This window comes from Actinokineospora xionganensis, assembly GCF_014323725.1.
GTDB lineage: Bacteria > Actinomycetota > Actinomycetes > Mycobacteriales > Pseudonocardiaceae > Actinokineospora > Actinokineospora xionganensis.
In genome coordinates this window covers 246,149-272,213 of the sequence record NZ_JABVED010000003.1, presented here as the reverse complement: position 1 = coordinate 272,213, position 26,065 = coordinate 246,149, and the positions used below count along the sequence as shown (strand labels likewise).

Sequence of the window (26,065 nt, the reverse complement as noted above, 5' to 3'; positions counted from 1 at the left end):
TTGGCGTTTACCGTCCAGTTGATCTTGAATGACTGCCCGGCCGGCCCGGACGTGGGCGATGCGAAAGCCGTCAAGGGGTCAGGCTGCTGCTGGGCAGAGGCCTGGGTCACTGGCAGGACCGCTAGCGTCACGACAACTGTCGCAACGACGATGCCCATTAAGCGTCTAACACTGCGCACGGCTACTTCCCTCGTCCGATGGAACGCTCCGGCGAGTATCAACTCGCTGTAGCATTCCGCCTCAATCGGGCCCGTTCAACTAGGGGTTATCCCATGGGACGTCTTATCGCGGCGGCGGTTGCCCTTGTGACGGCAGCGCTGGTCTTGGGCGCGTCCCCAGCCGCCGCCCAGGACAGCGACGAGCCGCTCAGAGTCACCGTCACCATCGATGGCAAGAACATCGATGGCCGGACCGTCACGCTCGACCCCCGCAAGGTCGCCGAGCTGTCGATCACGGCCGAGAACCCCGGGTCGAAACCGCGGAAAGTGCGGCTGATCAGGGTGTCCGGGGTGGCACTGGCCCTGACCTTCTACGCCTACGACACCACCCTCCCGTTCGAGGTCCCGGCGCGCGGCCGGACCACCCGGACGTTCCCGCTCGACGTGCGTGACCTCGACGGCCAGGCCATCGGCCTGCTCCCGACCTCGGTCACCCTGCTCGACGACGACCGCAACGTGCTCGGTGGCGCGAAGACCGTGGCCGACGTGCAGGGGTCGTTCTGGTCGGTCTACGGCGTGTTCGGCCTGGCGATGCTGGTCCTGACCGCGCTCACCTGGGCGGGCGCGTTGCTCGCCCTCGCCCGACACCGCCTCTCCCCCAACCGGTTCCGCCGGGCGCTGCGCTTCCTTCCCGCGGGCATCGGCACCGGGCTGGTCGCGGTCGTCTCGTTGTCCGTGCTGCGCCTGGTGCCGCCGGAGGTCGAGGTGGAGATCCCGATCGTGCTCGGCGCGGCCCTGGTGGCCATGGCCCTGGGCTTCCTGACTCCGCACCCGGTCCCGGACGCGCCCGCCGCCGCGCCGGTCCCCGACGACGGCCGGACCGTGAGCCTCACGACCCAGCACCTCGAGCCCCAAAGGTGGCCTGAATGACCGCACCCGCGGGTCTCGCCTCGGCACTGCCGCAGTACAGCGTCGGCGACAAGATCGGCTCCGGCGGCATGGGCGTGGTGTACGAAGGCGTGCACCGCTCGCTCGGCAGGCATGTGGCGATCAAGCAGCTGCCCGCCGACCTCATCGGCGACCCGGACGTCAACGCCCGGTTCGACCGGGAGGCGCGGGTGCTGGCCAGCCTCGACCACCCGCACATCGTGCCGGTCTACGACTACGTGCAGACCGGCCGCGACAACCTGCTCGTCATGGAGAAGCTCGACGGCGGCACCGTCTACTCCAAGTTCCACGACGAGGGCCTGACCGGTGAGCAGTCGTGCGCGATCGCGCTGGCGATGCTCGGCGGGCTGCACGCGGCGCACGCGGCGGGGGTGCTGCACCTCGACGTCAAGCCGAAGAACTTGCTCTTCACGTCGGCGGGCGTGATGAAGGTGGCCGACTTCGGGATCGCCCAGGTCGTCAGCGAGGGCGCCACGATGGTGACCCACGCGGGCGAGGTGCTCGGCACCCCGGCCTACATCGCGCCGGAGCAGGCCATGGGCAACCCGCTCAGCCCGGCCGCCGACGTGTACGCGGCGGGCACCGTACTCTACGAGCTGCTCTGCGGCGAGCTGCCCTACGACCGCACCCGCGGCGCGGTGAGCATGATGCGCCAACGCATCTTCAGCGACCCGCAGCCGCTGCCCCGGGTGCCGGAGCCACTGTCCACAGTGGTCATGCGCAGTCTTGCCCGTGATCCGATCCACCGTTACCGCGACGCGGAGGCGTTCGCCGTCGACCTCAGCGCGGCGGCGACCGCGGTGTTCGGCCCGGGCTGGCTGGAGCGCTCCCGCGTGCCGGTCCACCTGGGTCCGAGGGTCATGGGCAGCATCACCCAGCAGCTGCACCGCCAGCCGGACGCGGCCACGATCGTCACCCCGCCGGTGCGGGGCACGGTCCACGAGCCGACCCGCTCGATCGACTTCGCCGAGGCGCGCGGCCGTGGGCTGCGGCCCGCCAGCGAGCTGATGCGCCAGGGCCCGTCGCCGCTGTGGCCCGGCCTGGCGGCCGCGGTCCTGATGATCGCCTTGGCCGCCCTGCCCTTCATGGCGTCGAAAACGTTGCAGCACAAGGCCGACGGCCAAGGGCTCGCGATCGACGGCCAGCCGGTGAGCGGTCCCGTGGCACTGAACCTGAGCGAACCGTTCACGATCACCGGCAAAACCACTCCGGGCACGACGGAGATCCTGCTCGAAGCCAACGCCGCGGGTATCCCGATGGGCGGCCGACAGTTGCCGAAGGTCGTGCCGAACGCGGACGGCACATTCCAAGTCACGATGACGCCCGACCCGATCATGCGCTGGACGGTCGGCGGCGCCGCGACCGGCGAGATCACGATCGGCGACGGTCCGGCGCAGCGGTTCACCCTGGTCAGCAAGCAGAACGCGATGGCGAGCCTCATGGGCGCGGGCAGTCTGCTGCTCGGCCTGTTCGGGCTGGCCTACATCGAGTCGACCATGCGCACCCTGCGCCGAGGACACCGCCGTCCGGCAGCCCCCTTCACCGCGCTGCCGCTCGGTGCGCTCGTGGGCACTGCCGTGTGGCTGCTGGTCTCGGTCCTGACCGCCCGCGAACCGTCCCTCACCTACGGCATCGCCTCAGCGATCGTCGGCGCCTTGGCCGCCTCCAGCCTGGTGCTGGCGACGGCGTGGTCGGCCCGCAGGCGGTCGGCCTAGGCCAGCCGGTAGCGCAGGCTGTCGATCTGGTCCTGCTCGACCTGGGCGAGCGTGAGGTTCGGGTCGCCGAGGTGCGCGAGCGTGACCTCGGCCGGGCTCGGCTGCGCGTCGGCGGCGGGCCAGGTCTCCGGCTTCCACACCCCGGACCGCACGAAAGCCTTGGGGCAGTGGGTGAACACCTCGTCCGGCACCACGACCAGCGCCGACCGCGGCGGCTTGCCCACGCTGGTCAGCCCGGCCAGCAGTTCCGGCCGCGCGGACACACAGGCCCGGCCGTTGACCCGCAGCGTCTGCCCACGGCCCGGGATCAGGAAGATCAGCCCGAGCCGCCCGGTCTCCACGACGTTGCGCAGGGTGTCGATCCGCCGGTTGCCGGTGGCGTCGGGGATGACCACCGTGCCGTCGTCGAGGACGGACACGAACCCGGCCTGCCCACCGCGCGGCGTCACGTCACAGCGGCCCTGGGCGTCGGCGCTGGCCAGGAACACGATGGGCGAACAGGCGATCAGCCTGCGCGCCAACTCGTCGAGCGCCGGGATCTCCTTGCTCGCGGCCGCGCCGGAAGGCGGCTCGTAGATCTCACGCAGCGCGTCGACGCTGGTGATCGCGTCGAAGAACAGATCATGGGTCACTCACACCAAAGTACGTGGTGCGAGGTCTGGCGAGAGGGGGACGGAAGTATGGAACGAATCACAGGCATCGGCGGCTTCTTCTTCAGGGCGAAGGACCCGGAGTGCCTGACCCGTTGGTACGAGACACATCTCGGCATCCCCGGCCCACCGGCGAGCTACGACGAGAGGTCGTGGGACCAGGAGGCAGGCCCCACGGTGTTCGCCGCCTCCCCGGCCGACTCCCAGCACTTGCGGCGTCCCGAGCAGCAGTGGGCGATCAACTTCCGGGTCCGGGACCTCGACGCCATGGTCGCCCAGCTCCGCGGCGCGGGAATCGAAGTCGAGGTGCACGACGAGGGTTACCCGAACGGGTGGTTTGCGGACCTTCTCGACCCGGAGGGAAACCCGGTGCAGCTCTGGCAGCCCGCGGGCGCGGACGCGGTCACCTGAGTCGCCACTGGCGCAAAGACAAGGCCCGGTCCGCGAACGGACCGGGCCTGACCTGCGAGCCGCCTAAGGGAGTCGAACCCTTGACCTATTCATTACGAGTGAATCGCTCTAGCCGACTGAGCTAAGGCGGCGTGCTGGCGGCAACTATACCGGGTGCGAATCGCGTCACTGGAGGGGCCTAGTGTCGTTTAATCCATAGTCGGTCCGTGTGGATCGCGCGAGGAGGACCCCGACGATGTCCCGACGCAAGTCTGCCGTGCTGGCGCTGCCCGCCGCCGCCGCGGTCCTGGTGATGGTCGCTTCCCCGGCTGCCGCCCAGCCGACCACCCCCATCCCGCCGCCCGCGAACCCCAGCGCACCGCCGCCGTCGGCGCCGATCGGGCCGCAGCCGCTTGGCCACGCCATCGGTGACGCGGGAACAGGACTTGCCATCGTCCGGCTGCTGCCGAACTCCACGCCGACCAAGACGATCATCCCGGGCGCCGAGGACAAGCTGCCGAAGCAGGCCGCCGCCGAGATGGGCTTCGGGCTCGCCAGCGCGCAGGCCAACTCCGAGGCCTACCTGTCCTTCGAGAAGGCCATCGCGCAGTCCGCGCCGGGCGGGTTCGCGTTCCAGGGTGTCAGCCCGCAGGCGCCGGGGGCGCTGTCGCAGACCGCGCCGCCGAACAACACCCAGCCCAAGAGCGCCGGGCTGAACCCGCCGTCCTCGCCGCTGGACACCCTGGTCAAGGCCGGCCTGCTCAACGGTCGGGTGCAGGCCCACTGGAGCGACACGCTGGGTCCGTGTGTCGACACCATCGCCGACGCCGCCACCGAGTTGGCGAGCCTGTCCGCGCTCAACGCCATCCCCACCCTCCCCGGCGGCACCGACCTCACCGGCGTCTTCGACGCGCCGAACATGGACGCCAACGCCGACAAGGCGATCATCGAGGGCATCAAGGGCCTGGCGGGCCCGCTGAGCACCCTCGGCGGAGTGCTGGGCGGCCAAGGCGCCAAGACCGCCGACGGCAAGGGCTCGCTGCTGAGCCTGCCGAACACGCTGTCGGCCCGCTCGGTCGTCAAGCTGATCGACATCCCCGGCTCGGCCAACAAGGCGGTCCAGTCGACCTCGACGCTGCAGGTCGCGGCGGTCAAGCTGCTCGCGGGCACGCCCTACGAGGTGTCGATCAACGTGGTCAGCCAGCCGACGCTGCAGGTCACCTCGACCGGGGACGAGAAGACTTCGACGGTCAAGTACACCGCGCCGGTCCTCGAAGTCGTCCAGGGCGGCAAGAGCCTGGGCAAGCTGGACGCGGCGAACCCGAAGATGGATCTCCCCATCGGCATCCCGCTGCCCGGCGCCCCCTCGATGCCCGGCGCCGACAAACTCCCGATCATCGGCGGCCTGCTGGGCAACGGCAAGGGCGCGCAGGAAGCCATCGCGGGCGGACTGCAGAAGCTCGACCTCGGCGTCATCCGCCTTTCCGTGGCGAACCTGACGCAGAAGGGTGAGAACGCGACGCAGCCGTTCAAGGGCTACCAGTTGGGCGCCACGGCTCGCATGCTGGACCTGCAGGTCCTGCCGACCGACGCGCTCGGCCTGCCGAACCTGCCGTCAGCGCTGGCCCAGATCTCGCTGGGCGAACAGATCGCCCGCGCGTTCGCGCCGACCGGCGGCGTCGTCTGCGGCACCGCGACACCGACGCAGCCGCCCGCGCCGGCGCCGCAGGGCAAGCAGACCCCGCCGCTGGCCTACACGAGCGCGGCGTACCAGTCGGTGCCGATGTTCTGGTCGGGCACCGCGATGCTTTTGGTGGGTGTCGTTCTGGTGGCGGCACTGCCGCGCCGCCCCCGAGTCGCACAGGTGAAGATCACGCCGGACCGACACACCGACTGATCGAACAAAGGGGCCGCACCCCGTCTGACCTCGGTCGGGCGGGGTGCGTGCGTTCCGGCCGCTTTGCTGGAAACTCCAGCCTCGGCTTGAGCAGGCTTGTGTTGGTGCGCGGGGCGGTGTGGGTCTCAGCCTGAGTAGAGCACGGCCACCATCGCCTCGATGGCGATCTGTGGCTTCACGTTCTGCTCCAGCGCCTCCCGGCACCCCAGCACCGCCTCGAGCCTGCGCAGGGCCGACTCCGGCGACCAGTTCTGCGCGGCCCTTGCCGCACTGTCCGCGTGGTCCGGGTGGTTCAGCGTCGTGTTCGAACCCGCGTGCACCACCAGGACGTCCCGGTAGAACCCCGCCAGGTCCACCAGGGCGAGGTCCAGCACGTCCCGCTTGGTTCGGGTGGCCCGCGACTTCTGGCGCTTCTCCAGCTCCTTGATCGCCCCCGCGCTCCCCCGCGACGCCGACGCGGTGCCCTTGCCGGTGCCGCCGTGGCCCATGGCTGTCCGCAGGGCGTCCTTTTCGGCCTCGTCGCGGGTTTCGCTGACCTCGGTGGCGTCGGCTTCCGCGGCCTTCACGAGCTCACCCGCGGCGTCGAAGACGTCGGTCATCCTGCGCAGTTGCAGGGGGATCTTCAGGACCTTCTCGCGGCGGTCGCGGGCCGCTGGGTCTGTTGCCAGTCTGCGGGCGCGGCCGACGTGGCCGCCGCACACCGACGCGGCCCAGTTCGCGGTGTCCGCATCTATCCCGTCGCGCAGGCGGAGGACTTCGCTGATCGCGTCCGCGGCCGGGGTGCGCAGGGCGATGCGGCGGCAGCGCGAGCGGATCGTCACCGACACGTCGTCAGGGTGGTCAGATGGCGCGCACAGCAGGAAGACCGTGCGGGGTGGTGGCTCTTCCACCGCCTTGAGCAACGCGTTCGCCGCGCCTTCGGTCAGTCGGTCGGCGTCGGTGATGATCACGACCTGCCAGCGGCCACCGGTCGGCCTGCGGGCCGAGGTCTGCACCAGCGCGCGCATCTCGCTGACCGAGATGGTCAGGCCCTCGGGGACCACCATGCGCACATCGGCGTGGGTGCCGCCCATCGCGGTGTGGCAGCCCTGGCACTCGCCGCACCCGGGAACCTCTTGGCCCGCCGTGCACTGCAGCGCCGCGGCGAACGCGCGCGCGGCGACGGAGCGACCGGAGCCGGGTGGACCGGTGAACAGCCAGGCGTGCGTCATCCCCGCGGCCGTGCCGGTGCCGTCGACCAGCCGGGCGCCCGACTGGGCGGCCGCGCTGAGGACCTCCACGGCGTCCGGCTGCCCCACGAGCTGCGACCAGACTCCGCCCATCAGGAAGCCCGCTCCGGCACGAGGTCGCCAAGCCTGCGACCGGCGAGGGTGGTCTGCACCGCGAGGCGGACCCGGTCGGCGACGTCTTCCATGGTGCCGTCGCCGTCGACCACCACATAGCGGTCGGGGTCGGCCCGGGCCATATCGGTCAGCACGCTCTGCACATGCCAATGATGCTCGGTGTTGCCCGGCCACTTCGGGAGGGTGCCCGGATCGCGGTCGAGCAGGACGGTGATGTCGGGCCGCAGCCGGGACGTGGCCCAGTCGGCGAGGCCTTCAAGCTCGGCCGGGTCGAGCCCGGCCGCGACCGAAAGGTGGGCCAGCGGGCTGTCGACGAACCGCTCCATCACGACCAGGGCGCCGCGCTCGAGCGCCGGGCGGATCTCCCGCTCGACGAGGTCGGCGCGGACCGCGGCGGCCACCAGCGCGTGGGCCCGGGCGCTGGACAGCGAGGCTCCGGTGAGCACCGCGTGCAGGCGTTCGTCGTCGAGCGCCGGGTCGGTGGCGAGGAAGACTTCCCGGCCGCCCGGGCCGCGCAGCCAGTTGGCGAGCAGATGGGCCTGGGTCGACGTGTCGAGGTGGGTGTCGCCTTCGACGGCGATGAGCAGGCCGGTGGACCGCCGCGGCTTGCCCCGGAGGGCGGCGACCAGGTCGGACAGGATCGTCTCGGACCGGCGGTCGTCCATCTGCCGGTAGGCGACGATACCGACCAGCGCGGCGAGCAGGCCCGCGCCGAGCAGCACGGGCCGGGTGCCGTCGACCGTCATCGGCTTGCCGAACATGCTGATCTCGTGCGGCCGGACCAGGCCGACGAGCACCGGCGTCGCGGCCATCGCGCCGGCCAGGATGATCTTCATCAGCGACTGGTAGATGGCGTTGATGCGGCCGCGGATGGCGTCCTCGACCTGGGTGCCGATGATCGTCACACCGGTGAGGAACGCCGCGCCCGCGCTGGCCCCGAGCACCGACACCGTGACCAGTGAGACGGCCAGGTGCGGCGAGAGCGCCACGACCATCAGCGCCAAACCCGCGACCACGATCGCGATGCCGAAGAGGCGGTTGTGCGGCAGCCTCCTGGCGAGCTTCGGTGAGCCGGTCATGCCGGTGGCTAGGCCGATGAACAGGGCGACGAACAGCAGACCGAACGCCGACTGGCCACCGCGCAGGCTGTTGGCGTAGAGCTGGGCGGACCCGATGAGCGCGCCCGCCGCGGCGAACGCGCCGATCATGCCGACGAGCAGGCCGCGCACGATCGGCGTCGTCCGCACGAAGTGGCCCGCGTCCTTGACCATGGCCAGGAAGCCGCTCTTCTTCGGCTTGTCCTTGTCCTCCGGCTTGGGCACCACCGGTGCCCGCTTGGACAACTCCGGGATGCGCGTGGCGACGATGATCGCCGCGGTCAGGTACAGCAGGCCGTTGATCGTCAGGATGAACCGGGCGATGCCGAGGTCGCTGGTGCCGAACGGGAGATTCAGGTTCGTGCTGATACCGGTGATGAGCGAGTACAGGCCCGCACCGCTGATCACGGCGATGCCGTAGGTCATCACCATGCCGAGCTGGTTGGCCGTCTCGACCTGGTCGGGCCTGCGCAGCAGGTTGGGGACCGCGGCGTCCTTCGACGGGATCCACAGCAGCGCGCAGCAGCCGATCAGGAAGTTGCCGATGAAAAGCCACACGGTCGAGCCGACGACCGCGATGGACAGGAACAGCCCGCACCGCCCGATGTCGGCGAGGACCATCACCTTGCGGCGGTCGAACCGATCGGCGAACAGGCCGCCAAGCGGCGCGAACAGCAGGCCGGGAAGAAGCTGGGTCAGGACGACGCCGGAGAACGCGAAGCTCTGCGCCTTGTAGTCCTGGGTGAGCGAGGCCACCAACCCGGTGAGAGCGAGCAATGACAGCCAGTCACCGACGCTGGTCAGATAGGTGACACCCCAGAGCCTGCGGAACGGCCGGATCGCCAGGACACTCCGGGCCCGGTGCGCCATGGACGATTCGGCGCCCGTGGTCGGCTCATTGGTCCTGAGCTGTTCGTTCGGGCCCCCGCTGATGCCCTCCACCCCATCTCCACGCCAAGTGTCAAGCCCAGCGTAGCTGGGATGTTCGGACAGGCTCGCACAAACCGGACTCGATCGGGCTCACTTTGCGTGATCTAGTTGACAAGTCCATTGATCATGCCGAGGAAACCGCTGACGACCTGGTACGCGATGAAGAGCAGGACGACGGCCGCGAGGATCACCAGGGACACACTCAGCTTGACCCGCCGCCCCCCAGCCCGCGGCTCGTACGGCCAGCCCGGACGCGGCGGGTACTCGATCAGGCCGGGCCGCACGATCGGGGCGACAGGCGGCCGGACGGCGCGCGGGAGCCGGAGCCGAGGGGGATCCAGATCGCGCGCGTCGTCAGGACGGAACGATTCACCCATTCGGGGCCCCCTCTCGGGCGGGTTACCCCTCGCAGGCTAAGCGTTCACCCGTTAGAGCGACAGAGGGCTACGACTTCGATTTCGCCGGAGCCTTCTTGGCCGGTGCCTTGCGCCGAGCGGGTGCCTTCTTCGTCACCGGACCCTTGGCCCGCTTCTCGGCCAGCAGCTCCGCGGCGCGCTCGTCGGTGAGCGTCTCGACGCTGTCGGCCTTGCGCAGCGACCCGTTGGTCTCGCCGTCGGTCACGTACGGCCCGAATCGGCCGTCCTTGATGACCATCGGCTTGCCCGACACGGGGTCGTTGCCCAGCTCGCGCAGCGGCGGGGCCGACGCGGCGGCCTGCCTGCCGCGCTTCTTCGGCTCGGCGTAGATCTTGAGCGCGTCCTCCAGGGTGACCGTGAAGATCTGGTCCTCCGTGGTGAGCGAGCGCGAGTCCGTGCCCTTCTTCAGGTACGGCCCATAGCGCCCGTTCTGCGCGGTGATCTCCTCACCGGTCGCCGGGTCGGTGCCGACCACGCGGGGCAGCGACAGCAGCTTCAAGGCGTCGTCGAGGGTGATCGTGTCCAGGGACATGTCCTTGAACAGCGAGCCCGTGCGCGGCTTGGGCTTGGCGGGCGCCTTGGCCCGGGTCTTCTTCGCGCCCTCGGCGGGCGGCGGCGGCTCCTCGGCCTCGGGCAGGACCTCGGTGACGTACGGGCCGAAGCGGCCTTCCTTCGCCACGATCTCGTGCCCGGTGACCGGGTCGTTGCCGAGGCTGCGGCCCTCCATCGGGGTGGAGAACAGCTTCTCGGCCAGCTCCAGGGTCAGCTCGTCGGGCGCCAGGTCCTCGGGCACGTTCGCCCGCTGCGCCGCGCCGTCGACCTCGCGCTCCAGGTACGGCCCGTACCGGCCGACACGGACCACGACCGGGCGGTTCTCGGCGTCGGTGAACACCGGGATGGAGTTGACCTCCTTGGCGTCGATGTGTTCGACGCCGGAGCCGACGAGCTTCTTGAGCCCGCCCGAACGGCCGACCGAGCCCTCGGGCCCGATCTCACCGCCGAAGTAGAAGCCGGTGAGCCAGTTGGTGCGCTGCTGCTCGCCGACCGCGATGCGGTCGAGCTCGTCTTCCATCGCGGCGGTGAAGTCGTAGTCGACGAGCCGCTCGAAGTGCCGCTCCAGCAGGCCGATCACGGAGAACGCGATCCACGACGGGACGAGGGCGGAACCCTTCTTCCACACGTAGCCGCGGTCCTGGATCGTGTTGATGATCGAGGTGTACGTCGACGGTCGGCCGATGCCGAGGTCTTCGAGCGCCTTGATCAGGCTGGGCTCGGAGTACCGGGCGGGCGGGCTGGTGCTGTGGCCGTCGGCGGACAGGTCGGCCGCGGTGACCGGCTGGCCCTTGACCAGCAGCGGCAGCCTGCGCTCGGCGTCGTCGGCCTCGCCACCGGTCTCGGTGTCGACCGCCTCGACGTAGGCCCGCAGGAAACCGGCGAAGGTGATCGTGCGACCCGAGGAGGAGAACACGCACTCCTCGCCGCTCGCGGCGGCGCCGCTGATGCGCACGGTCATCGTCGTGCCGCGCACATCGGCCATCTGGGAGGCGATGGTGCGCTGCCAGATCATCTCGTACACGCGGAACTCGTCGGTCTCCAGCTCACCCGCGACCTGGCCGGGGGTGCGGAACACCTCACCGGCAGGCCGGATGGCCTCGTGCGCCTCCTGGGCGTTCTTGACCTTGCGGGTGTACTGCCGCGGCTGCGGCGAGACGAACTGCGCGCCGTAGAGGTCCGTGGCCTGCTGGCGGGCCGCGGTGATGGCCGTCTCCGAGAGCGTGGTGGAGTCGGTACGCATGTAGGTGATGTAACCGTTTTCGTACAGCCGCTGGGCAGCGCGCATCGTCCGCTCCGAGGAGAAGCGGAGCTTGCGGCCCGCCTCCTGCTGCAGCGTCGAGGTCATGAACGGCGCGTAGGGCTTGCGGGTGTACGGCTTCTCTTCGACGCTGGAGACGGTGAGCGCGGCGCCCGCCAGGCTCTCTGTGAGGCGACGGGCCTCGGCCTCCTCCAGCAGCAGCACGTCGGCGCCTGCCTTGAGCTGGCCGTCCTGGCCGAAGTCACGGCCGGTGGCCAGGCGGGTGCCGTCGACCGAGAGCAGGCGGGAGGCGAACGTGGGCGGCTCGGCCTCGGCGCCCGCGTCCATGGTCGCGGAGATGTCCCAGTACGTGGCCGCGACGAACGCCATCCGCTCGCGTTCACGCTGCACGACGATGCGGGTGGCCACGGACTGCACGCGGCCCGCCGACAGGCGCGGCATGACCTTCTTCCACAGGACCGGGCTGACCTCGTAGCCGTAGAGGCGGTCGAGGATGCGGCGGGTCTCCTGCGCGTCGACCAGGTCGCGGTCGAGTTCGCGGGTGTTCTCGGCGGCGGCGCGGATCGCGGGCTCGGTGATCTCGTGGAAGACCATCCGGCGCACCGGCACCTTGGGCTTGAGCGCTTCGAGCAGATGCCACGCGATGGCTTCGCCCTCGCGGTCGCCGTCTGTCGCGAGGTAGAGCTCGTCGACGTCCTTGAGCAGGCCCTTGAGCTCGGTGACCGTGGCCTTCTTGTCCGGCGTGACGATGTAGATGGCCTCGAAGCCCTGGTCGACGTTGACCCCCAGGTTCGACCAGGACTCGCCCTTGTACTTCTCCGGAACCTCCGCGGCCTTGCGCGGGAGGTCGCGGATGTGGCCACGGGACGACTCGACGACAAAGTTCCGGCCAAGGTAGGACGCGATCTTGCGCGCCTTGGCGGGCGACTCGACGATCACCAGCCGACGAGGCTGAGTGCCGTCGGTGCCACCACCGTTCTTCTTCGTCCCTGTCGAGCCAGCCACGCTTTCCCGCTCTCTATGAAGCCGTCTTGAGCCCCGTGTCAGCCAGTCAGTGTGCACGCCGCACAGCCGATGCCCTATTTCAGGGGCTCTCCGTGCCGGCCTGGATGGGCCGAACGAGTATGAACCTGTACCACCTGTAGCACGCTCAGGACACGACGCGCATCCGGGAAACGTCGGGCCACTGCCCCCCGCAGCCCGGGTCGACCGGCGGCCCGACCAGCTCACGGAGCCGGGCCAGCCGCCTGCGTCCGACGATCTTCAGACCGGACCCGTCGACCCGCGTCGTCGCAGGCAGACCGCACCGGGCCAGGCTTTCACGCAGTGGTTCATGGGTGTCCGGGACGGCCTGGTCAAGCGGCAGGACATACCCGCTGTTGTCCCAGCGGCCCGCCGCCAGAACCCACATCCGCAAGGTAGCGCCATCCGGCGTGAACCCGCCAGGCACCACCTTGCCATCACCGTCGGACCAAGCGGCGGCGAGCGGCGCGAGGTCGACCCGGAACGCGGTGCACACGATCGTGGCATGGTCGTCGCCCCGGACCTGCGCCCGGACCCCGCGCTCGGCGCAGGCGGCGACCAGCGCCCTGGCCCGCCAGACATCGTCGACCGGGACGATCAACTTGGCTGTGGCCTTGGCGAACACCACCGTCCGCCCTGGCCCGCACAGCACCCCCGCGAGATCGGCCACCCGCGGTTGAGTCGCCTCGGCGGAGAAGAACGACAGCTGCGCCACGGCGGCCAGAATAGAACAGAGGTTCGATCCCTGTCCGCCTCCCCGGAATTTTGGGTTTGGGTCACCCTTTAGTGGCAGGTGCGGCTGGGCGCGAACCGTGGTCGGGTTCCGTCACGGTCCCCTTAGGCGGCGGTGAGTCGCAAGCGTGTTTGTTCAGGGCGTACTCAGGAGGTCGGTGTGCCGCTGGTGGTGGGCTCGTTGAGGGCCTTGCACTTGTCCGACTTCTCGAAGGCGTCGTTGAGTTCCTTGTTGCCGCGCAGGCCCTTGGTCGGGTCCTCCATCTGGGCGAGCCCCTGGAGGTCCTGCCCGACCTGGGCCATCCCGGCCTGGAACGCCTGCGGGTTGCTCGCGTCGACCTTCGCCAGGTTGTCCTTGGCCAAGGTGACCGTGCCCTTGGCGGTCTCGAGCGAGTTCTCGACGGCCTTGGCGGCGGCGTCGCCGTCGGTGACCGGCGGTGAGCCCGCGTCCCGGATTCCGGAGATCATCCGGTCGAGGGCCTGCGCCATCCCGTCGAGGTAGGTGACGAACCCGTCCTTGGTCGCCTGGAGGTTGGTCGGGTCGCCGGTCGGCGTGTCCTTGAACTTCTCGACCTCCGGCGCGACCGCCGAGCAGACCTTGTCCGCCCAGGCCACAGCGTCGCCGTTCGCGGCCCCCGCCGTGGTGGTCGTGGTCGTGGTGCCGCCCGCGGTGGGCGGGGAGTCCGATCCGCAGCCGGCAAGACCGAACGACAGCGTCACGGCAGCCACGGCGACTGCGGCGAGACGACGAACCATGGTGCTGCTCCTTGCCTGGTGCTCCCGGTGCCGACCTCGATGCTCGCACGGCCCCGACGGCCCCGCAGGGCGGCGACGCGAACGGGGCCGGCCCCGCCGAACGGCGGAACCGGCCCCGTCACCACGTCGAAATCAGACTCCGTTGGACACCGTCTCCGCGGGGGTGTCCGCGATCGCGGTGCCGCGACGCTTCGACACGACCACCGCGACGACGATCAGCACCACGGCCACGGCCGCGATCGTGACCCGAAGACCCGTGGAGGCGTCCGGGCCGACCGAGAACGTGACGATGGCGGGCGCGATCAGCAGCGAGACCAGGTTCATCACCTTGATCAGCGGGTTGATCGCGGGACCGGCGGTGTCCTTGAACGGGTCGCCCACGGTGTCGCCGATGACCGTGGCGGCGTGCGCCTCGGACCCCTTGCCGCCGTGGTGGCCGTCCTCGACCAGCTTCTTCGCGTTGTCCCAGGCGCCACCGGAGTTGGCCAGGAACACCGCCATCAGCGTGCCCGCCGCGATGGCGCCGCCGAGGTAGCCCGCGAGCGGGCCGACGCCGAGGCCGAAGCCGACGGCGATCGGGGCGAGGACCGCGAGCAGACCCGGGGTCGCCAGCTCACGCAGCGAGTCACGCGTGCAGATGTCGACGACCTTGCCGTACTCCGGCTTGCCGGTGCCTTCCATGATCCCGGGGATCTCACGGAACTGGCGGCGCACCTCGAAGACGATGGCGCCCGCCGCGCGGGTGACCGCGTTGATCGCGAGACCCGAGAACATGAAGACCACGGCCGCGCCGATCAGGATGCCGAACAGCACATCCGGGCTGAAGACGATGAAGTCCTCGGTCTTGAAGCTCTCGCCCGCCTTGCCCAGCGCCTCGACGATCGCGGTCTGGTACGACCCGAACAGCGCGGTCGCCGCGAGCACCGCCGTGGCGATCGCGATGCCCTTGGTGATCGCCTTGGTGGTGTTGCCGACCGCGTCGAGCTCGGTGAGGATCTGTGCGCCCTCGGGGGTCACGTCGCCGGACATCTCGGCGATGCCCTGGGCGTTGTCCGAGACCGGGCCGAAGGTGTCCATCGCGACGATGACGCCGACGGTGGTCAGCAGACCACAGCCGGCGAGAGCGATCGCGAAGAGCGAGACGATGATCGAACCGGAGAGCAGGAACGCGCCGTAAACCGCCGCGCCGATGACAATCGCGGTGTAGACAGCGGACTCGAAACCGACCGAGATACCCGACAGGACCACGGTGGCCGCACCGGTCAGCGAGGTCTTGCCGACCTCCTTGACCGGCTTGTGGTCGGTGCCCGTGTAGTAGCCGGTCAGCCAGAGAATGACGCCGGCGAGCACGATGCCGATGATCACGGCGATAGCGGCGATCAGCGCGGGGCTGCCGGGCTCGCCCGTGGTCGTGGGGGCCTGGGTCAGTTCGGCGAACGAGTTGGGCAGGTAGATGAACGCCGCCGCCGTGCACAGAACCGCCGAGAAGAGCGCCGAGATGTAGAACGAGCGGTTGATCGCGGTCAGACCGCTCTCGCCCGCGCGGGCCTTGGTGATGTAGACACCGAGCATCGCGGTGATCACGCCGAGCGCCGGGACGATCAACGGGAAGAGCAGGCCCTGCACACCGAACGCGGTGCTGCCGAGGATCAGCGCGGCGACCAGGGTCACGGCGTAGGACTCGAACAGGTCCGCGGCCATGCCCGCGCAGTCACCCACGTTGTCGCCGACGTTGTCGGCGATGGTGGCGGCGTTGCGGGGGTCGTCCTCCGGGATGTTCTGCTCGACCTTGCCGACCAGGTCGGCGCCGACGTCCGCGGCCTTGGTGAAGATGCCGCCGCCGACTCGCATGAACATCGCGATCAGCGCGGCGCCGAAGCCGAAGCCCTCAAGGACCTTGGGCGCACCGCCGGTGTAGACGAGCACGACGATCGCCGCGCCGAACAGGCCGAGGCCCACGGTCGCCATGCCGACCGCGCCGCCCGTGCGGAACGCGATGCGGGTGGCCTTCTCGCGGCCGCCCTCGTCGTTGGCCGCGGACGCGACGCGCAGGTTCGCCTGCGTCGCCAGCCACATGCCGAGATAGCCGATGGTGAACGAGAACACCGCGCCCACCAAGAAGAACAGGGACCGGCCTATCCGTTCGCCGCCGCTATCCGCGGGGAGTAGGAACAGCAGCAAGAACACCGCGCTGCCGAATACCAGAAGCGTGTTGCGCTGCCGCTTGAGATACGCCGCCGCGCCTTCTTGGACCGCTTTGGCGATGTCCTGCATCTTCGTGGTCCCTGTGCCAGCGGCCAGGACCTCCTTGAGCAGGACATAACCAACGGCAAGAGCGGCGAGGGCGATCGCGGCGACCACGACGACAACGCCTTTGTCGCCGCCGGTGAGCGTCAGGTCCGCCGCGAGGGATTGCCCGGACATCCGTCCTCCTGATGATCTGCCTGTTTCAGCGCCGACATCCGCCCGAGCGTGCATCGACTCCGATTCCGACGTGTGCACCACCACATTCGGTGGGATGACGGCGGAGTCTATTGGTAAGGCGGATCACAGACGCGAGCCGTCCCATAACGTGCACTGTCAGTGACGTTACTTGGGCTTATTGTGACGAACATCTCATGATCATCTATACCCGCTTCGCCTGCCGAACAACAACGTCACCCCCGTGTGCGAAGCTCGACCAGTGGGTTCGGAACGCGGCGCCGTGCTGCTCAAACGGGTCCTCGCCGGGGTCCCCGACGGGGAAGATCCACTCACCCATGTCGCCGAACTGCCCGAACGCGCGGCCACCGCCGTCCCATGGCCCTCATGGACGCCCTCGCGGGTCCGGGAGGCGTTCGCCCAGTGCGGGGTGAACGAGCCGTGGGCCCACCAGGTCGCCGCGGCCGACCACGCGCACGACGGCCGCAGCGTGGTCATCGCGACCGGGACGGCGTCGGGCAAATCGCTGGCCTACCAGCTGCCCGTGATCTCCACCCTCCTCGACGAGCCACGCGCGACCGCGCTCTACCTCTCGCCGACCAAAGCCCTTGGCGCCGACCAACTGCGTTCGCTGCGCGCCCTGGACCTGAGCGACCTGCGAGCCTGCGCCTACGACGGCGACACCCCGATGGCCGAGCGCGACTGGGCGCGGGCCCACGGGCGGTGGCTGTTCACGAACCCCGACATGCTCCACCGCGGCGTGCTTCCCGCACACGGCCGATGGGCGACCTTCTTCCGGCAGCTGCGGTACGTGGTGGTCGACGAGTGCCACACCTACCGGGGCGTCTTCGGCTCCCACGTGGCCCTGCTGCTGCGGCGGCTGGCCCGGATCGCCCGCAAGTACGGGTCGGACCCGGTGTTCATCCTGGCCTCGGCCACGGTCGCCGACCCGGGCGCCTCCGCCACCAGACTGTCCGGAGTGGACTGTGTGGCCGTGACCGACGACCACTCCCCGCGCGGCGCGAGGACAGTGGCGCTGTGGGAGCCGCCGTTGCTGGAGGACCTGTCCGGCGAGAACGGCGCCCCGGTCCGCCGCTCGGCTGGCGCCGAGACCGCCCGGATCCTCACCGACCTGGTGATCGAGGGCGCCCGCACGCTCGCGTTCGTCCGCTCCCGGCGAGGCGCCGAACTCACGGCGCTGAGCGCCCGGCGCGCTCTGTCCGAAGTGGACCCCGAGCTGGCCGACCGGGTGGCCGCCTACCGCTCCGGGTACCTGCCCGAGGAGCGGCGGGCCCTGGAGAAGGCGTTGGCCTGCGGGGATCTTCTCGGCGTGGCCAGCACGAACGCGTTGGAGCTCGGCGTGGACATCGCGGGCCTCGACGCCGTGGTGGTCGCCGGATTCCCCGGCACGGTGGCGTCGTTCTGGCAGCAGGCGGGTCGCGCGGGCCGGGCAGGCGACGGGTCACTGGTGGTGTTCGTGGCCCGCGACGACCCGCTGGACACCTATCTCGTGCACAATCCCTCGGCGATGCTCGACAAGCCGATCGAGGCCACGGTCACCGACCCGGGCAACCCGTACGTCCTGGCACCCCAACTGGCCTGCGCGGCGGCGGAGCTGCCCCTGACCGTCGAGTGTCTGCCGACGTTCGGCCCGGGCGCCCGCACGGTCCTCGACGGCCTGGTCCACGAAGGAGTCCTGCGCAAACGGCCCGCGGGCTGGTACTGGACGGCCCGCGACCGCCCACACGGCGACGTCGACATCCGCGGCTCCGGCGGCGAGCAGATCGCGGTGGTGGAATCGGACTCCGGGCGGATGCTCGGGACAGTGAGCCCGGGCAGCGCGTGCACGTCTGTCCACCCGGGGGCGGTGTACCTGCACCAGGGCGCGTCCTACGTGGTGGACGATCTCGACCTGGAGTCCGGGCTCGCGATGGTGCACGCGGAGAACCCGGAGTGGTCCACCCAGGCGCGCGAGATCGTGGACATCTCGTTGCTGGACACCCATTCCCGCGCGGTCCACCGTGCGGGCGCGGGCGAGGTGACGGTGTGTCTGGGCGAGGTGGCGGTGACGTCCCAGGTTGTCGGCTACCTGCGGAGGCTGCCGTCCGGCGAGGTCATGGACCAGGTGCCGCTCGACCTGCCCGAGCACACGCTGACGACCCGCTCGGTCTGGTACACGATCAGCGAGGACCTGCTCGGCTGCGTTGCGCCGGCGACAGTCCCGGGTGCCCTGCACGCGGCCGAACACGCCGCCATCGGCCTGCTGCCGCTGTTCGCCACCTGCGACCGCTGGGACATCGGCGGCGTGTCCACCGCCCTGCATCCGGACACGGGCCGAGCGACCGTCTTCGTCCACGACGGCCACCCCGGGGGCGCGGGTTTCGCCGACCGCGGCCACGCGGCGCTCATCCCTTGGCTCACCGCCACCCGCAAGGCGATCAGCGGGTGCGAGTGCCCGGCCGGGTGCCCGTCGTGCGTGCAGTCACCGAAGTGCGGCAACGGGAACGAGCCGCTGGACAAGGCGGGGGCGGTGTCGGTGTTGGCCACGGTCCTGCGAGTGTTGACCGCTTAGACTGGTGGCAGCGCGGGCCACAACATGCCCGCGAGAGCCTTCGCCGCCGAACAGTCCTCCGGCTCGGTGAACCACCCGACCTCCGCGACGGCGTACTCCATCGCGCCCGGCAAATCCTTGTTGTCCAACGGCCGCACTGACGTGCGGGCCTCGCAGTAGAACTTGCCGCCGTCGGCCCGGGGGCGGGTGGCGACCACCGTCTGCCTGCCCGCGATGACCTCGCCCACCGACGCCCCGCCTGCCGCAGGCGGATAGCCGACTACGAGAGCCAGGACGCCATACGCCCTGAAGCTGGGCCCGCTCGAACAGATATGCCTGTCCAACTGGGGTTCGCGGCCCGGGCTCGCGCCGGGGACCGCCTTGGACACATCGGCGGGAAGCAGAGAGCAAGCGTCCAGGCGTTCCAGCGAGTTGGCCGGGACCGGCCGCGGCGGAGCCGTCCCGTCGTCGAACCGACCGATCATCGCGTCGATGGCGCGACGCACCAAGGGACACGGGTCGGCGGGGCCGGTCGCATACACGCGCAGCCCCACGTTGTCCGGGAACACCACCTGACTCGCGCAATTGCGCGCCGAGCCGCCGCCGTACTCCTTGAGCCCGCCCGCAAGCGTCTTGGGCGGACCCTTGACGGGTTTGGCCGCGACGTCGAAGAAGCGGCCCGCGTAGATGGTGCTGGGGCCCGCCGGAGCCGCGACCTCGATCGCGCAGCGGGCGAATCCCTGCGGATCGGCGATCTTCGCGGCACCGAGGTCCTGGAGATCTTCGGGCCGAAGGAACGCACACATGTCGGTGGAAACGTCAACCCCAAGCATGTCGCCGCCGAACACCGCCGCCGCCGTCATGCTGGCCCGATCCACGGCCCGCGACGCGGTCGCGCTGGATGCGGGCGGAGTGTCGCTCCCCTGATCGTTGGTGCAACTGGTCAAGGCTAAGCAAAGTATGACGCAGGCAGCGAGCAGCGAAGTTCTCATGGTCCCCCCAGAGATGTCGACGACCGCAGCCTACTGGGCACCTGCCGCGACTTTTCGCCTTGCTTTGGGGATCTTCATCTCACCACGGGCACTCACGGTTCGAGTGGCCGCAGCGGGCCCGCGGGATGGCGCAGCTCCCCTCGAACGCGGCACCGGCCAGAACCGAGCGCCGCACACTCCTTGACGCGGCGCCGGCGGCTCGGACGAAGCGAGCCTGGCCCCTAACGCGGCAGGCGCCGGGGGGCGTCGGTGGGGACACCGACGCGCAACCCCGGCGCACTGCTGTGCCGCCGAGCGTGCGACTGGCCTGCTACCGCAGGACCCTCGGGGTGCCAAGACCATCGGCGGGGAGTACTCGCACTGCGCTGGGACACCTGGGAGGCGGTCGGTGTCGGGCAGGCGGTTCGTCCCGGGCGGGGTGTCGCCGACTGCGGCTGTTGCCGCTGGTCTGTTGTTCCGTGGGCCGTGCGGGAGGCCGTCGCCTCCAGTGGTGCTCGGCTGGCTGCCTGTCCGTCGCGCCCGCCGAGGGCGGGAGGTGGCGTGCGGCGCGTTGGACCGGCATTGGCGGGTGGCCTTCACCGCTCGCGGGAATGTCGAGCGTGAACCGGCCACAGTGGTCAGGTGGGCTAGTCCGCCCCGATGAGCTGGGTGACCAGTCGATCGCGGGTGGGTTCCTGCAGGGCGTCGAGCAGCGCGTCCTGCACGGTGCGGGAGGTCGGGATCTCCCAGCCGCACACCTCAGGCTTCACTCGCCAGTGGACGACACCGTGTTGGAAAGGGCTGGGCGGCAACGTGATCCAGCTGCCGTCCGCGTGCAGGGTGATGGTCGGGTCCGCCGCGAGCTCGTGGCTGAGCTGCGCGCCGGACTGGGTCAGGAAGAACCAGCGGCGGTCGGGCGTCGCGATGATCGGCACGGGCAAGCCGACCGAGCGCAGCACGCCCGCGGCGCGCCTGCCAAGGTCGTCGTCGACCTCGATCGCGTCGTAAACCTTGCCAGTGGCCAGAAGCAGGCTGTAGGGACGACCGGTCCACCAGGTGGCGACCTGCTCGGCCTTGGTGCCGATGCGTTCCTGCCAGTCGCGGTGGACGGGCACGGGGCCGGTGTCCTCGACGCCTTCGCGGCCCGCCCAGTGCTCTCCGGCCGGATAGGTGCCCGGCAGAACGGGCCAACCGCGGAACGCGAGGCCGATCGCCTCCGCTCGCAGTTCGACCCGGAACGCTCTCCGCCAGCTTTCCGACCTATCGGTTTCCAACATCTCGGGCAGTGCCTCCTCGCGGTGCGGGCGCCGCGCTTGGCGGCCTATGACTACTAGACGACATCCGACGTGCGATACGTAACTTGCAGTCGACAACTGGTCGCTTTGACGAGGTGAGCGAAACGGCGGCGGAACGGCGGGTAAAGCCCCGTCAACCGGTCATCGTCGACGACAGGCTCAAGCCGACCCGCTCGTCCCGCGCCGTGGTGACAGGTTCGTCACCCCGCGCAACCAGCCGTCTGACCTGCGCAGATGAAGATCAACAGCATGATCATCAACTCGGCCAAGCCGCCGATCGGGCGGCGGACGCGATGCCGTTCACCGTGCGAGGCCGACCGTTTGACCGTTGCCGACCGGCCCCGCTCGTGCGGCGGATTCAGCCGGACCGAACGCCGCGATGAAACTCGGCGGCCGGGCGGCAACATGCACGGACACGTCCCAACCGCTCAGCCGACAGCCGAGCAACTCGACACGCATGCGGTCGGCCACCCACCGGGCCCGGCCGCACGCGGCGGCCTCACCGGACACCGCGTGCACGGCGCCCGAGAGCGCCGCGAGGTCGGCCGCCGCCTCAGCCCGGTGCCGGGTCACCAGGGCGGCGCCCAGGCCCGCGACCAGGCCCGCGAGCACCACCACCATGGCGATCACACCCGCCGCCCACACGGTCGCGACGCCGTCGTCACCCGAGTTCATGGGTCCGACGTCCCGGGTTCCGCGATCACATAGGCGTCAGCCCGCAAGCGGACGACACCCGCGGACTCGGCGCGGACCTCGACGGAGACGGCGTCGCCCTCCCGCCGGATCAGGATGTCGGCGCCCGGAGGCGCGAGTCCGGCCGCGACCGCGCGCCCCCGGTCCACCTCACCACGCGCGGCCAGCCGGGCGGCCTCCCGCGCGGCGTCGACGCAGCGCATGTGGTCGGTGACGGCCAGGAGAGAGCCGACGACAAGCACGAGGACAACCATCAGCGCCGACATGGCGATCGCGGCCTCGACCGTGACCGCGCCACGGTCGGACTTCACGCCCCACCGCCCATGGCCCGGGCTATGAGCGCGTTGAGGCCGCTCATGACCGCGTCGCTGTTGACGACAACCAAGAGGATGCCGGCGAACGCGGCGGCGGCGATGGTGCCGATCGCGTACTCGACGGTGCTCATGCCGTCGTCACACTGGCGGAGGCGCTGCGGGAAGTGGGACATGTGGATCTCCGTTCAGAGGTGGTTCGACAGGACACCCGCCAGCCCGAGCACGATCGGCACAACGCCCAGGCAAAGAAAGGCGGGAAGAAAACAGAGCGCGAGCGGGCCACTGATCAGCACGGCCGCACGTTGCGCCCGCGCTTCCGCGGCCTCACCGGTCCGCGCGCGGGCATCAGCGGCAAGGGCCCTCGCGACACCGGCGAGCGCCGCGCCGGACCGCGCCGTTCTTCGGGCACCCCGGGCAAGCCCCGCCGTCTCCGGACACTCCAACGCGAGCGCCCACGCGTCGACGGGATCGCCGCCGAGGGCAAGGAGGTCGGCGGTGTCCCGCAGGGCTCGCCCGGCGCGTTCCGGCAGATCGGCGGCAACCGCCCGGATCGCGGCGGGAACCGCCATACCCGACGACAGACAGGCGGCGAGCAAATCCCAGGTGGCCGCGCGGGTGCCGTCGTCGGGGGCACGCGACTGCCGAGGCGGCCTTCTTGGGGTCCGTCGGATTCTGGGGGCTTCGGTGGTCGGTTGGCCGAAGATCCGCCCAAGCCGAACAGTCGCGGACCGGTGCGGCACACCGACCAGCACCGCCACGGCAAGCAGGAGGAGTTGAGTCACGGCACGCCCACCCGCCTGACCGACCACCCCATCAACGGTTCCGGCGGCGGACCTACCTGCCGAATCAGCGCAAGTGAAACCGCCACTGCGAACCGAGTCATGGTGCGGCCACGCTCCTGGTCAACCTCGCCTGCGCCGGCTGCGACGGCGGGCCGGCGGCATCCGGATGGCGGACCGAGTAGCAGTTCGTCTGCGAACCGGGTCATGGCGCTACCACCCCGCTGGTCAACCACCGGCAACAAGTGCGGGCGCGGGCTGGCGGGCACACCGACCATCACCGCGCCTGCGAACCGGGGCCTTGCGCGACCACCTTGCTGGTCAACCGGGCCGGCAACAGATGTAGAGGCGGACCGACGGCACCGGGATGGCGAACAGAGCAGCACTTCGCCTGCGAACCGGGTCATGGCGCTACCACCCGGTTGGTCAGCCACGCCGACCACAGGACACCCGCACACTCCAGGGCCACGCCGGCGACGAGTAGGACCTGGCCTCCGAAAGAGTTGGTGAGCACCCCCAGTGGGGCCGCGCCCATCGCCTGGCCCAGTAGGAGGCCGATGACGGGCAGTCCCGCGAGGACCATGGCGCCCGCTCTGGGCCCCGCCATCCTGGCGATGACCTGTCTGGCGAAGCCGACCTGGTGGTCGAGTTCCGCCCGGACCGCGTCCAGGACGTCCGCGAGTGGCAAACCGTGTCTGGCGGCGAGGCGCCATGCCCTTGCCACTGTGGCTTCGGGACCGGCCGCGTTGAACGCGTCGTCGATGTCGCCGCCGAGTCGTAGCGCCGACGCGGCGGCGCGGAGGGTCGCCGCCACCGTGGGGTCCGCGTCTCGTGCCGCGCCTTCGGCTGCGTCGGCTGGGTGCGCACCTGCCCTCAACTCCGCGACGAGTGACCTGATGGCTTCGGCCAGCCCGGCCGTGGCGGCGAGGACGGACCGGACTCGCCTGCGGTCCCGAACGTGGTGGCCCACGGTCAGTGTGGCCATCGCAGCGGCTACGCCACCCCCGACGCCCGCCATCGCAGCGCAGACCAGAGCCGCGGCCAGTGCGGCGATGGGGCCCACGTGCTTCGGCTTGCGGAGAAGAGTCGGGCGTTGGCAAACCGTGAGGCGTCGCAGTCGGAGGGAGGCCACGTCTGACGGCCAGGCGAGCACGGCGGCGGCCAGCAGCAGGACGGGCGGGATCAACATGCGCGATCACCCATGCGCTTGGGCAGGGTCAGCATCGGCCTCGTATTCGCCCAGGCGGCCGCCCGCGATACCGCCCACCACCACGACTCGAACAGCGTCCGGCGCGGGGACCTCGCGCGGAACGATTGGCGCGCTGCATGGTCTGCAGATGACCGCGGCGAGCCGAACACCATGAGCCCGCGCGAATTCACGCCAGTCAAGTGCGCATCGCCCTGCGGGTGCCCGGCGTCGTCCGGCTGCCGCACGAGCTGATCGACAGCCGGAGTCCGGCGCACCGACCTCCAGAGAAGGCGCGTCCACTTGGTCGTGATCGACCAAGTGGGTTCGAACGGTGCGAGCGTCCTCAGCGCCGGCCGGGCTCTCGCCGTCAGCCACCCGACCACAGCCGGCGGCCTGGTTGAGCTCGACCGCGCGGAGCTTGGGCGCCTTCCATCGGCTGGGGCAGCGTCCACGGCGGATCTCCGTGCGGCGCCAAGGGGACGGCGCCTTGGTTCGGCTACTGTCGGTGTTCGGCTGCCGGTCCCGGAATTCCCTTGGCACAGCTGGGAATTGTCGACCGAAGTTTCCGTTCGCGTCAGCACGGTGTCAGGAGCTGGGGTAGGGATACGCCAGCGTTCCGCAGCAGGGTTGCGAGGGCAGGGGCAGCCGGTGTCCACGCGCTGTCCTTCCATACTGGGGTTATCGCCAGGCCGGTTGCGGATCTGGCGAGTAGGGCGATCTGCTCGAGGTGTCGGACTCCGGCCGCCGACCGTCGCATGTGGAGGATCAGGTGGAGGGCGGCGGCCGCTTGGCTGTGCAGGGCGGGGGCGGTCAGGCCACCCAAGGCCGCCAGGGCCTCAAGGCGTGCGGGCACTTCCGCGGGCGAGTTGGCGTGGACCGTTCCGGCGCCCCCGTCGTGGCCGGTGTTGAGGGCGGCCAAGAGATCGCAGACCTCCGGGCCTCGAACTTCGCCCAGCACCAGCCGGTCGGGGCGCATCCGCAGGGCTTGGCGGACCAGGTCTCGCAGGGTGATCTCGCCCGCGCCTTCGATGTTCGGCGGGCGCGTGACCAGGCGGACGAACTGGGGGTGAGCCGGTTGCAGTTCGCCCGCGTCCTCCACGCAGACGATGCGTTCTCCCGCCGGCACTTCGCCGAGTAGGGCGGACAGGAGGGTCGTCTTTCCGCTGCCGGTTCCGCCCGAGACCAGGAAAGCCAGCCTGGCGTGGACGATCGCGCGGAGCACGTCGTGGAGTTGGTCGTCGAACGTGGCCAGGCGGCGCAGGTCGGTGAGGCCGTGGGCGGCGGGGCGAAGGACACGAAGTGCGAGACAGGTGCCCGCTTCGGCGATCGGCGGCAGCACGGCGTGCAGCCGGATTCGGGTGTTGGTGGCCGCGCTCGGCAGCCAGCCGTCGACGTAGGGCTGGGCGTCGTCGAGGCGGCGGCCCGCGGCCATGGCGAGGCGCTGGGCGAGGCGCCGCACGGCGTCTTCGTCGCGGAAGTGGATGTCGGTGCGGCGCAGACCCGACGAGCCGTCGACCCAGACCTGGTCGGGCGCGGTGACGAGGACATCGGTGGTGGCTTGGTCGCGAAGCAGCGGGTCGAGTGGGCCGGCGCCGACGAACTCCTGGCGCAGCAACGTCAACGCGGTGAGGACGTCGTCGTGGCCCACAACCCCGCCCGCTTCGTCGCGGACGGCTTGGGCCACGGCGGCGGAGGTGATCTCCCGGCCACCTCCCGCGAGCCGCTTGCGGACCCGGTCGACAAGGTCGGTCGTCGTTCCTCTGGTCATGGGCGGATGCCCCCGAATCGCCGGCTGGCCCGGTCGACGAGGTCGGTGGTCGCTCCTGTGCCTGCGGTCTTGGGGAAAGCTCCGGAGGAACCGGGCGCGGCCCAGGGGCGAGGGAGTCGCGAACCGGGATGTCGTTGCGGGCCTGTGGCCACGTTCGCTTCGCAGGGGACGGCTTGAGCGATGGCTGTGGTGGTGAACTGGCGGGCGGCACTCGCG

21 protein-coding genes and 1 tRNA gene are annotated in these 26,065 nt (G+C 70.4%); 5 read left to right on the top strand and 17 right to left on the bottom strand.

Translation table 11 applies throughout. The annotated features are described in order from the left end of the window. Positions 1-272: 272 nt before the first annotated feature. Positions 273-1,088: a hypothetical protein gene (locus GPZ80_RS07550; RefSeq protein WP_246476851.1), complete on the top strand. Its 816-nt coding sequence runs from the start codon at positions 273-275 to the stop codon at positions 1,086-1,088. Next, complete coding sequence (locus GPZ80_RS07545; protein ID WP_187219428.1) at positions 1,085-2,821, top strand: serine/threonine-protein kinase; 1,737 nt, start codon at positions 1,085-1,087, stop codon at positions 2,819-2,821. Before GPZ80_RS07550 ends, GPZ80_RS07545 begins: the two co-directional genes overlap by 4 nt. Here GPZ80_RS07545 and GPZ80_RS07540 read toward each other — a convergent pair. Continuing rightward, complete coding sequence (locus GPZ80_RS07540) at positions 2,818-3,453, bottom strand: MSMEG_1061 family FMN-dependent PPOX-type flavoprotein (protein ID WP_187219426.1); 636 nt, start codon at positions 3,451-3,453, stop codon at positions 2,818-2,820. The genes GPZ80_RS07545 and GPZ80_RS07540 overlap by 4 nt on opposite strands. A gap of 48 nt (positions 3,454-3,501) precedes the next feature. Here GPZ80_RS07540 and GPZ80_RS07535 point away from each other — a divergent pair, with 48 nt between their 5' ends. Then, positions 3,502-3,882, top strand: coding sequence for a VOC family protein (locus GPZ80_RS07535; RefSeq protein WP_187219424.1), 381 nt, complete (start codon positions 3,502-3,504; stop codon positions 3,880-3,882). 57 nt (positions 3,883-3,939) lie between these two features. On the opposite strand, the gene GPZ80_RS07530 is transcribed toward GPZ80_RS07535, so the two are convergent. Next, a tRNA-Thr gene (locus GPZ80_RS07530) sits at positions 3,940-4,013 on the bottom strand. 104 nt (positions 4,014-4,117) lie between these two features. Here GPZ80_RS07530 and GPZ80_RS07525 point away from each other — a divergent pair. Beyond that, positions 4,118-5,758, top strand: coding sequence for a hypothetical protein (locus GPZ80_RS07525; protein WP_187219422.1), 1,641 nt, complete (start codon positions 4,118-4,120; stop codon positions 5,756-5,758). Positions 5,759-5,883: 125 nt separating this feature from the next. Here GPZ80_RS07525 and GPZ80_RS07520 read toward each other — a convergent pair whose 3' ends face one another. From GPZ80_RS07520 to GPZ80_RS07490, 7 genes are all read right to left on the bottom strand, one after another. Beyond that, positions 5,884-7,080 carry a DNA polymerase III subunit delta' gene (locus GPZ80_RS07520; protein WP_187219420.1) on the bottom strand — a complete coding sequence of 399 codons (1,197 nt, stop codon included), beginning with the start codon at positions 7,078-7,080 and terminating at the stop codon, positions 5,884-5,886. After that, positions 7,080-9,068: a bifunctional MFS transporter/dTMP kinase gene (locus GPZ80_RS07515; protein WP_187219778.1), complete on the bottom strand. Its 1,989-nt coding sequence runs from the start codon at positions 9,066-9,068 to the stop codon at positions 7,080-7,082. The genes GPZ80_RS07520 and GPZ80_RS07515 overlap by 1 nt, the downstream gene beginning before the upstream one ends. Positions 9,069-9,232: 164 nt before the next feature. After that, positions 9,233-9,505 carry a hypothetical protein gene (locus GPZ80_RS07510; RefSeq protein WP_187219418.1) on the bottom strand — a complete coding sequence of 91 codons (273 nt, stop codon included), beginning with the start codon at positions 9,503-9,505 and terminating at the stop codon, positions 9,233-9,235. Between the two features lie 67 nt (positions 9,506-9,572). Next, positions 9,573-12,362, bottom strand: coding sequence for a type I DNA topoisomerase (gene topA, locus GPZ80_RS07505; RefSeq protein ID WP_187219417.1), 2,790 nt, complete (start codon positions 12,360-12,362; stop codon positions 9,573-9,575). Positions 12,363-12,507: 145 nt separating this feature from the next. Beyond that, positions 12,508-13,095, bottom strand: coding sequence for a hypothetical protein (locus GPZ80_RS07500; protein WP_187219415.1), 588 nt, complete (start codon positions 13,093-13,095; stop codon positions 12,508-12,510). A 164-nt stretch (positions 13,096-13,259) separates the two neighbouring features. Further along, positions 13,260-13,868: a hypothetical protein gene (locus tag GPZ80_RS07495; RefSeq protein WP_187219413.1), complete on the bottom strand. Its 609-nt coding sequence runs from the start codon at positions 13,866-13,868 to the stop codon at positions 13,260-13,262. 132 nt (positions 13,869-14,000) lie between these two features. After that, complete coding sequence (locus GPZ80_RS07490; protein WP_187219411.1) at positions 14,001-16,292, bottom strand: sodium-translocating pyrophosphatase; 2,292 nt, start codon at positions 16,290-16,292, stop codon at positions 14,001-14,003. A 259-nt stretch (positions 16,293-16,551) separates the two neighbouring features. On the opposite strand from GPZ80_RS07490, the gene GPZ80_RS07485 reads away from it, so the two are divergent. Further along, the gene (locus GPZ80_RS07485) at positions 16,552-18,861 is read left to right on the top strand and encodes a DNA 3'-5' helicase SftH (protein WP_187219409.1); all 2,310 of its coding nucleotides are present in this window, start codon (positions 16,552-16,554) and stop codon (positions 18,859-18,861) included. Here GPZ80_RS07485 and GPZ80_RS07480 read toward each other — a convergent pair. The 8 genes from GPZ80_RS07480 to GPZ80_RS07445 all read right to left on the bottom strand — a co-directional run bounded on the left by GPZ80_RS07480 (position 18,858) and on the right by GPZ80_RS07445 (position 25,849). Then, positions 18,858-19,703, bottom strand: a complete 846-nt coding sequence (locus GPZ80_RS07480; RefSeq protein WP_187219407.1) for a hypothetical protein — start codon at positions 19,701-19,703, stop codon at positions 18,858-18,860. The genes GPZ80_RS07485 and GPZ80_RS07480 overlap by 4 nt on opposite strands. Positions 19,704-20,458: 755 nt before the next feature. Then, positions 20,459-21,088: a bifunctional DNA primase/polymerase gene (locus GPZ80_RS07475; RefSeq protein WP_187219405.1), complete on the bottom strand. Its 630-nt coding sequence runs from the start codon at positions 21,086-21,088 to the stop codon at positions 20,459-20,461. Positions 21,089-21,406: 318 nt separating this feature from the next. Next, complete coding sequence (locus GPZ80_RS07470) at positions 21,407-21,781, bottom strand: Rv3654c family TadE-like protein (RefSeq protein ID WP_187219403.1); 375 nt, start codon at positions 21,779-21,781, stop codon at positions 21,407-21,409. Next, the gene (locus GPZ80_RS07465; RefSeq protein WP_187219401.1) at positions 21,778-22,110 is read right to left on the bottom strand and encodes a TadE family type IV pilus minor pilin; all 333 of its coding nucleotides are present in this window, start codon (positions 22,108-22,110) and stop codon (positions 21,778-21,780) included. The genes GPZ80_RS07470 and GPZ80_RS07465 overlap by 4 nt, the downstream gene beginning before the upstream one ends. Further along, complete coding sequence (locus tag GPZ80_RS07460) at positions 22,107-22,286, bottom strand: DUF4244 domain-containing protein (RefSeq protein ID WP_187219400.1); 180 nt, start codon at positions 22,284-22,286, stop codon at positions 22,107-22,109. Before GPZ80_RS07460 ends, GPZ80_RS07465 begins: the two co-directional genes overlap by 4 nt. A 12-nt stretch (positions 22,287-22,298) precedes the next feature. Next, positions 22,299-22,895 carry a type II secretion system F family protein gene (locus GPZ80_RS07455; RefSeq protein ID WP_187219398.1) on the bottom strand — a complete coding sequence of 199 codons (597 nt, stop codon included), beginning with the start codon at positions 22,893-22,895 and terminating at the stop codon, positions 22,299-22,301. Positions 22,896-23,295: 400 nt separating this feature from the next. Next, positions 23,296-24,081 (bottom strand): type II secretion system F family protein, encoded by a 786-nt coding sequence (locus GPZ80_RS07450; RefSeq protein ID WP_187219396.1) that lies wholly within the window; start codon positions 24,079-24,081, stop codon positions 23,296-23,298. A 574-nt stretch (positions 24,082-24,655) separates the two neighbouring features. Beyond that, positions 24,656-25,849 carry a TadA family conjugal transfer-associated ATPase gene (locus GPZ80_RS07445; RefSeq protein ID WP_187219395.1) on the bottom strand — a complete coding sequence of 398 codons (1,194 nt, stop codon included), beginning with the start codon at positions 25,847-25,849 and terminating at the stop codon, positions 24,656-24,658. Positions 25,850-26,065 lie beyond the last annotated feature (216 nt).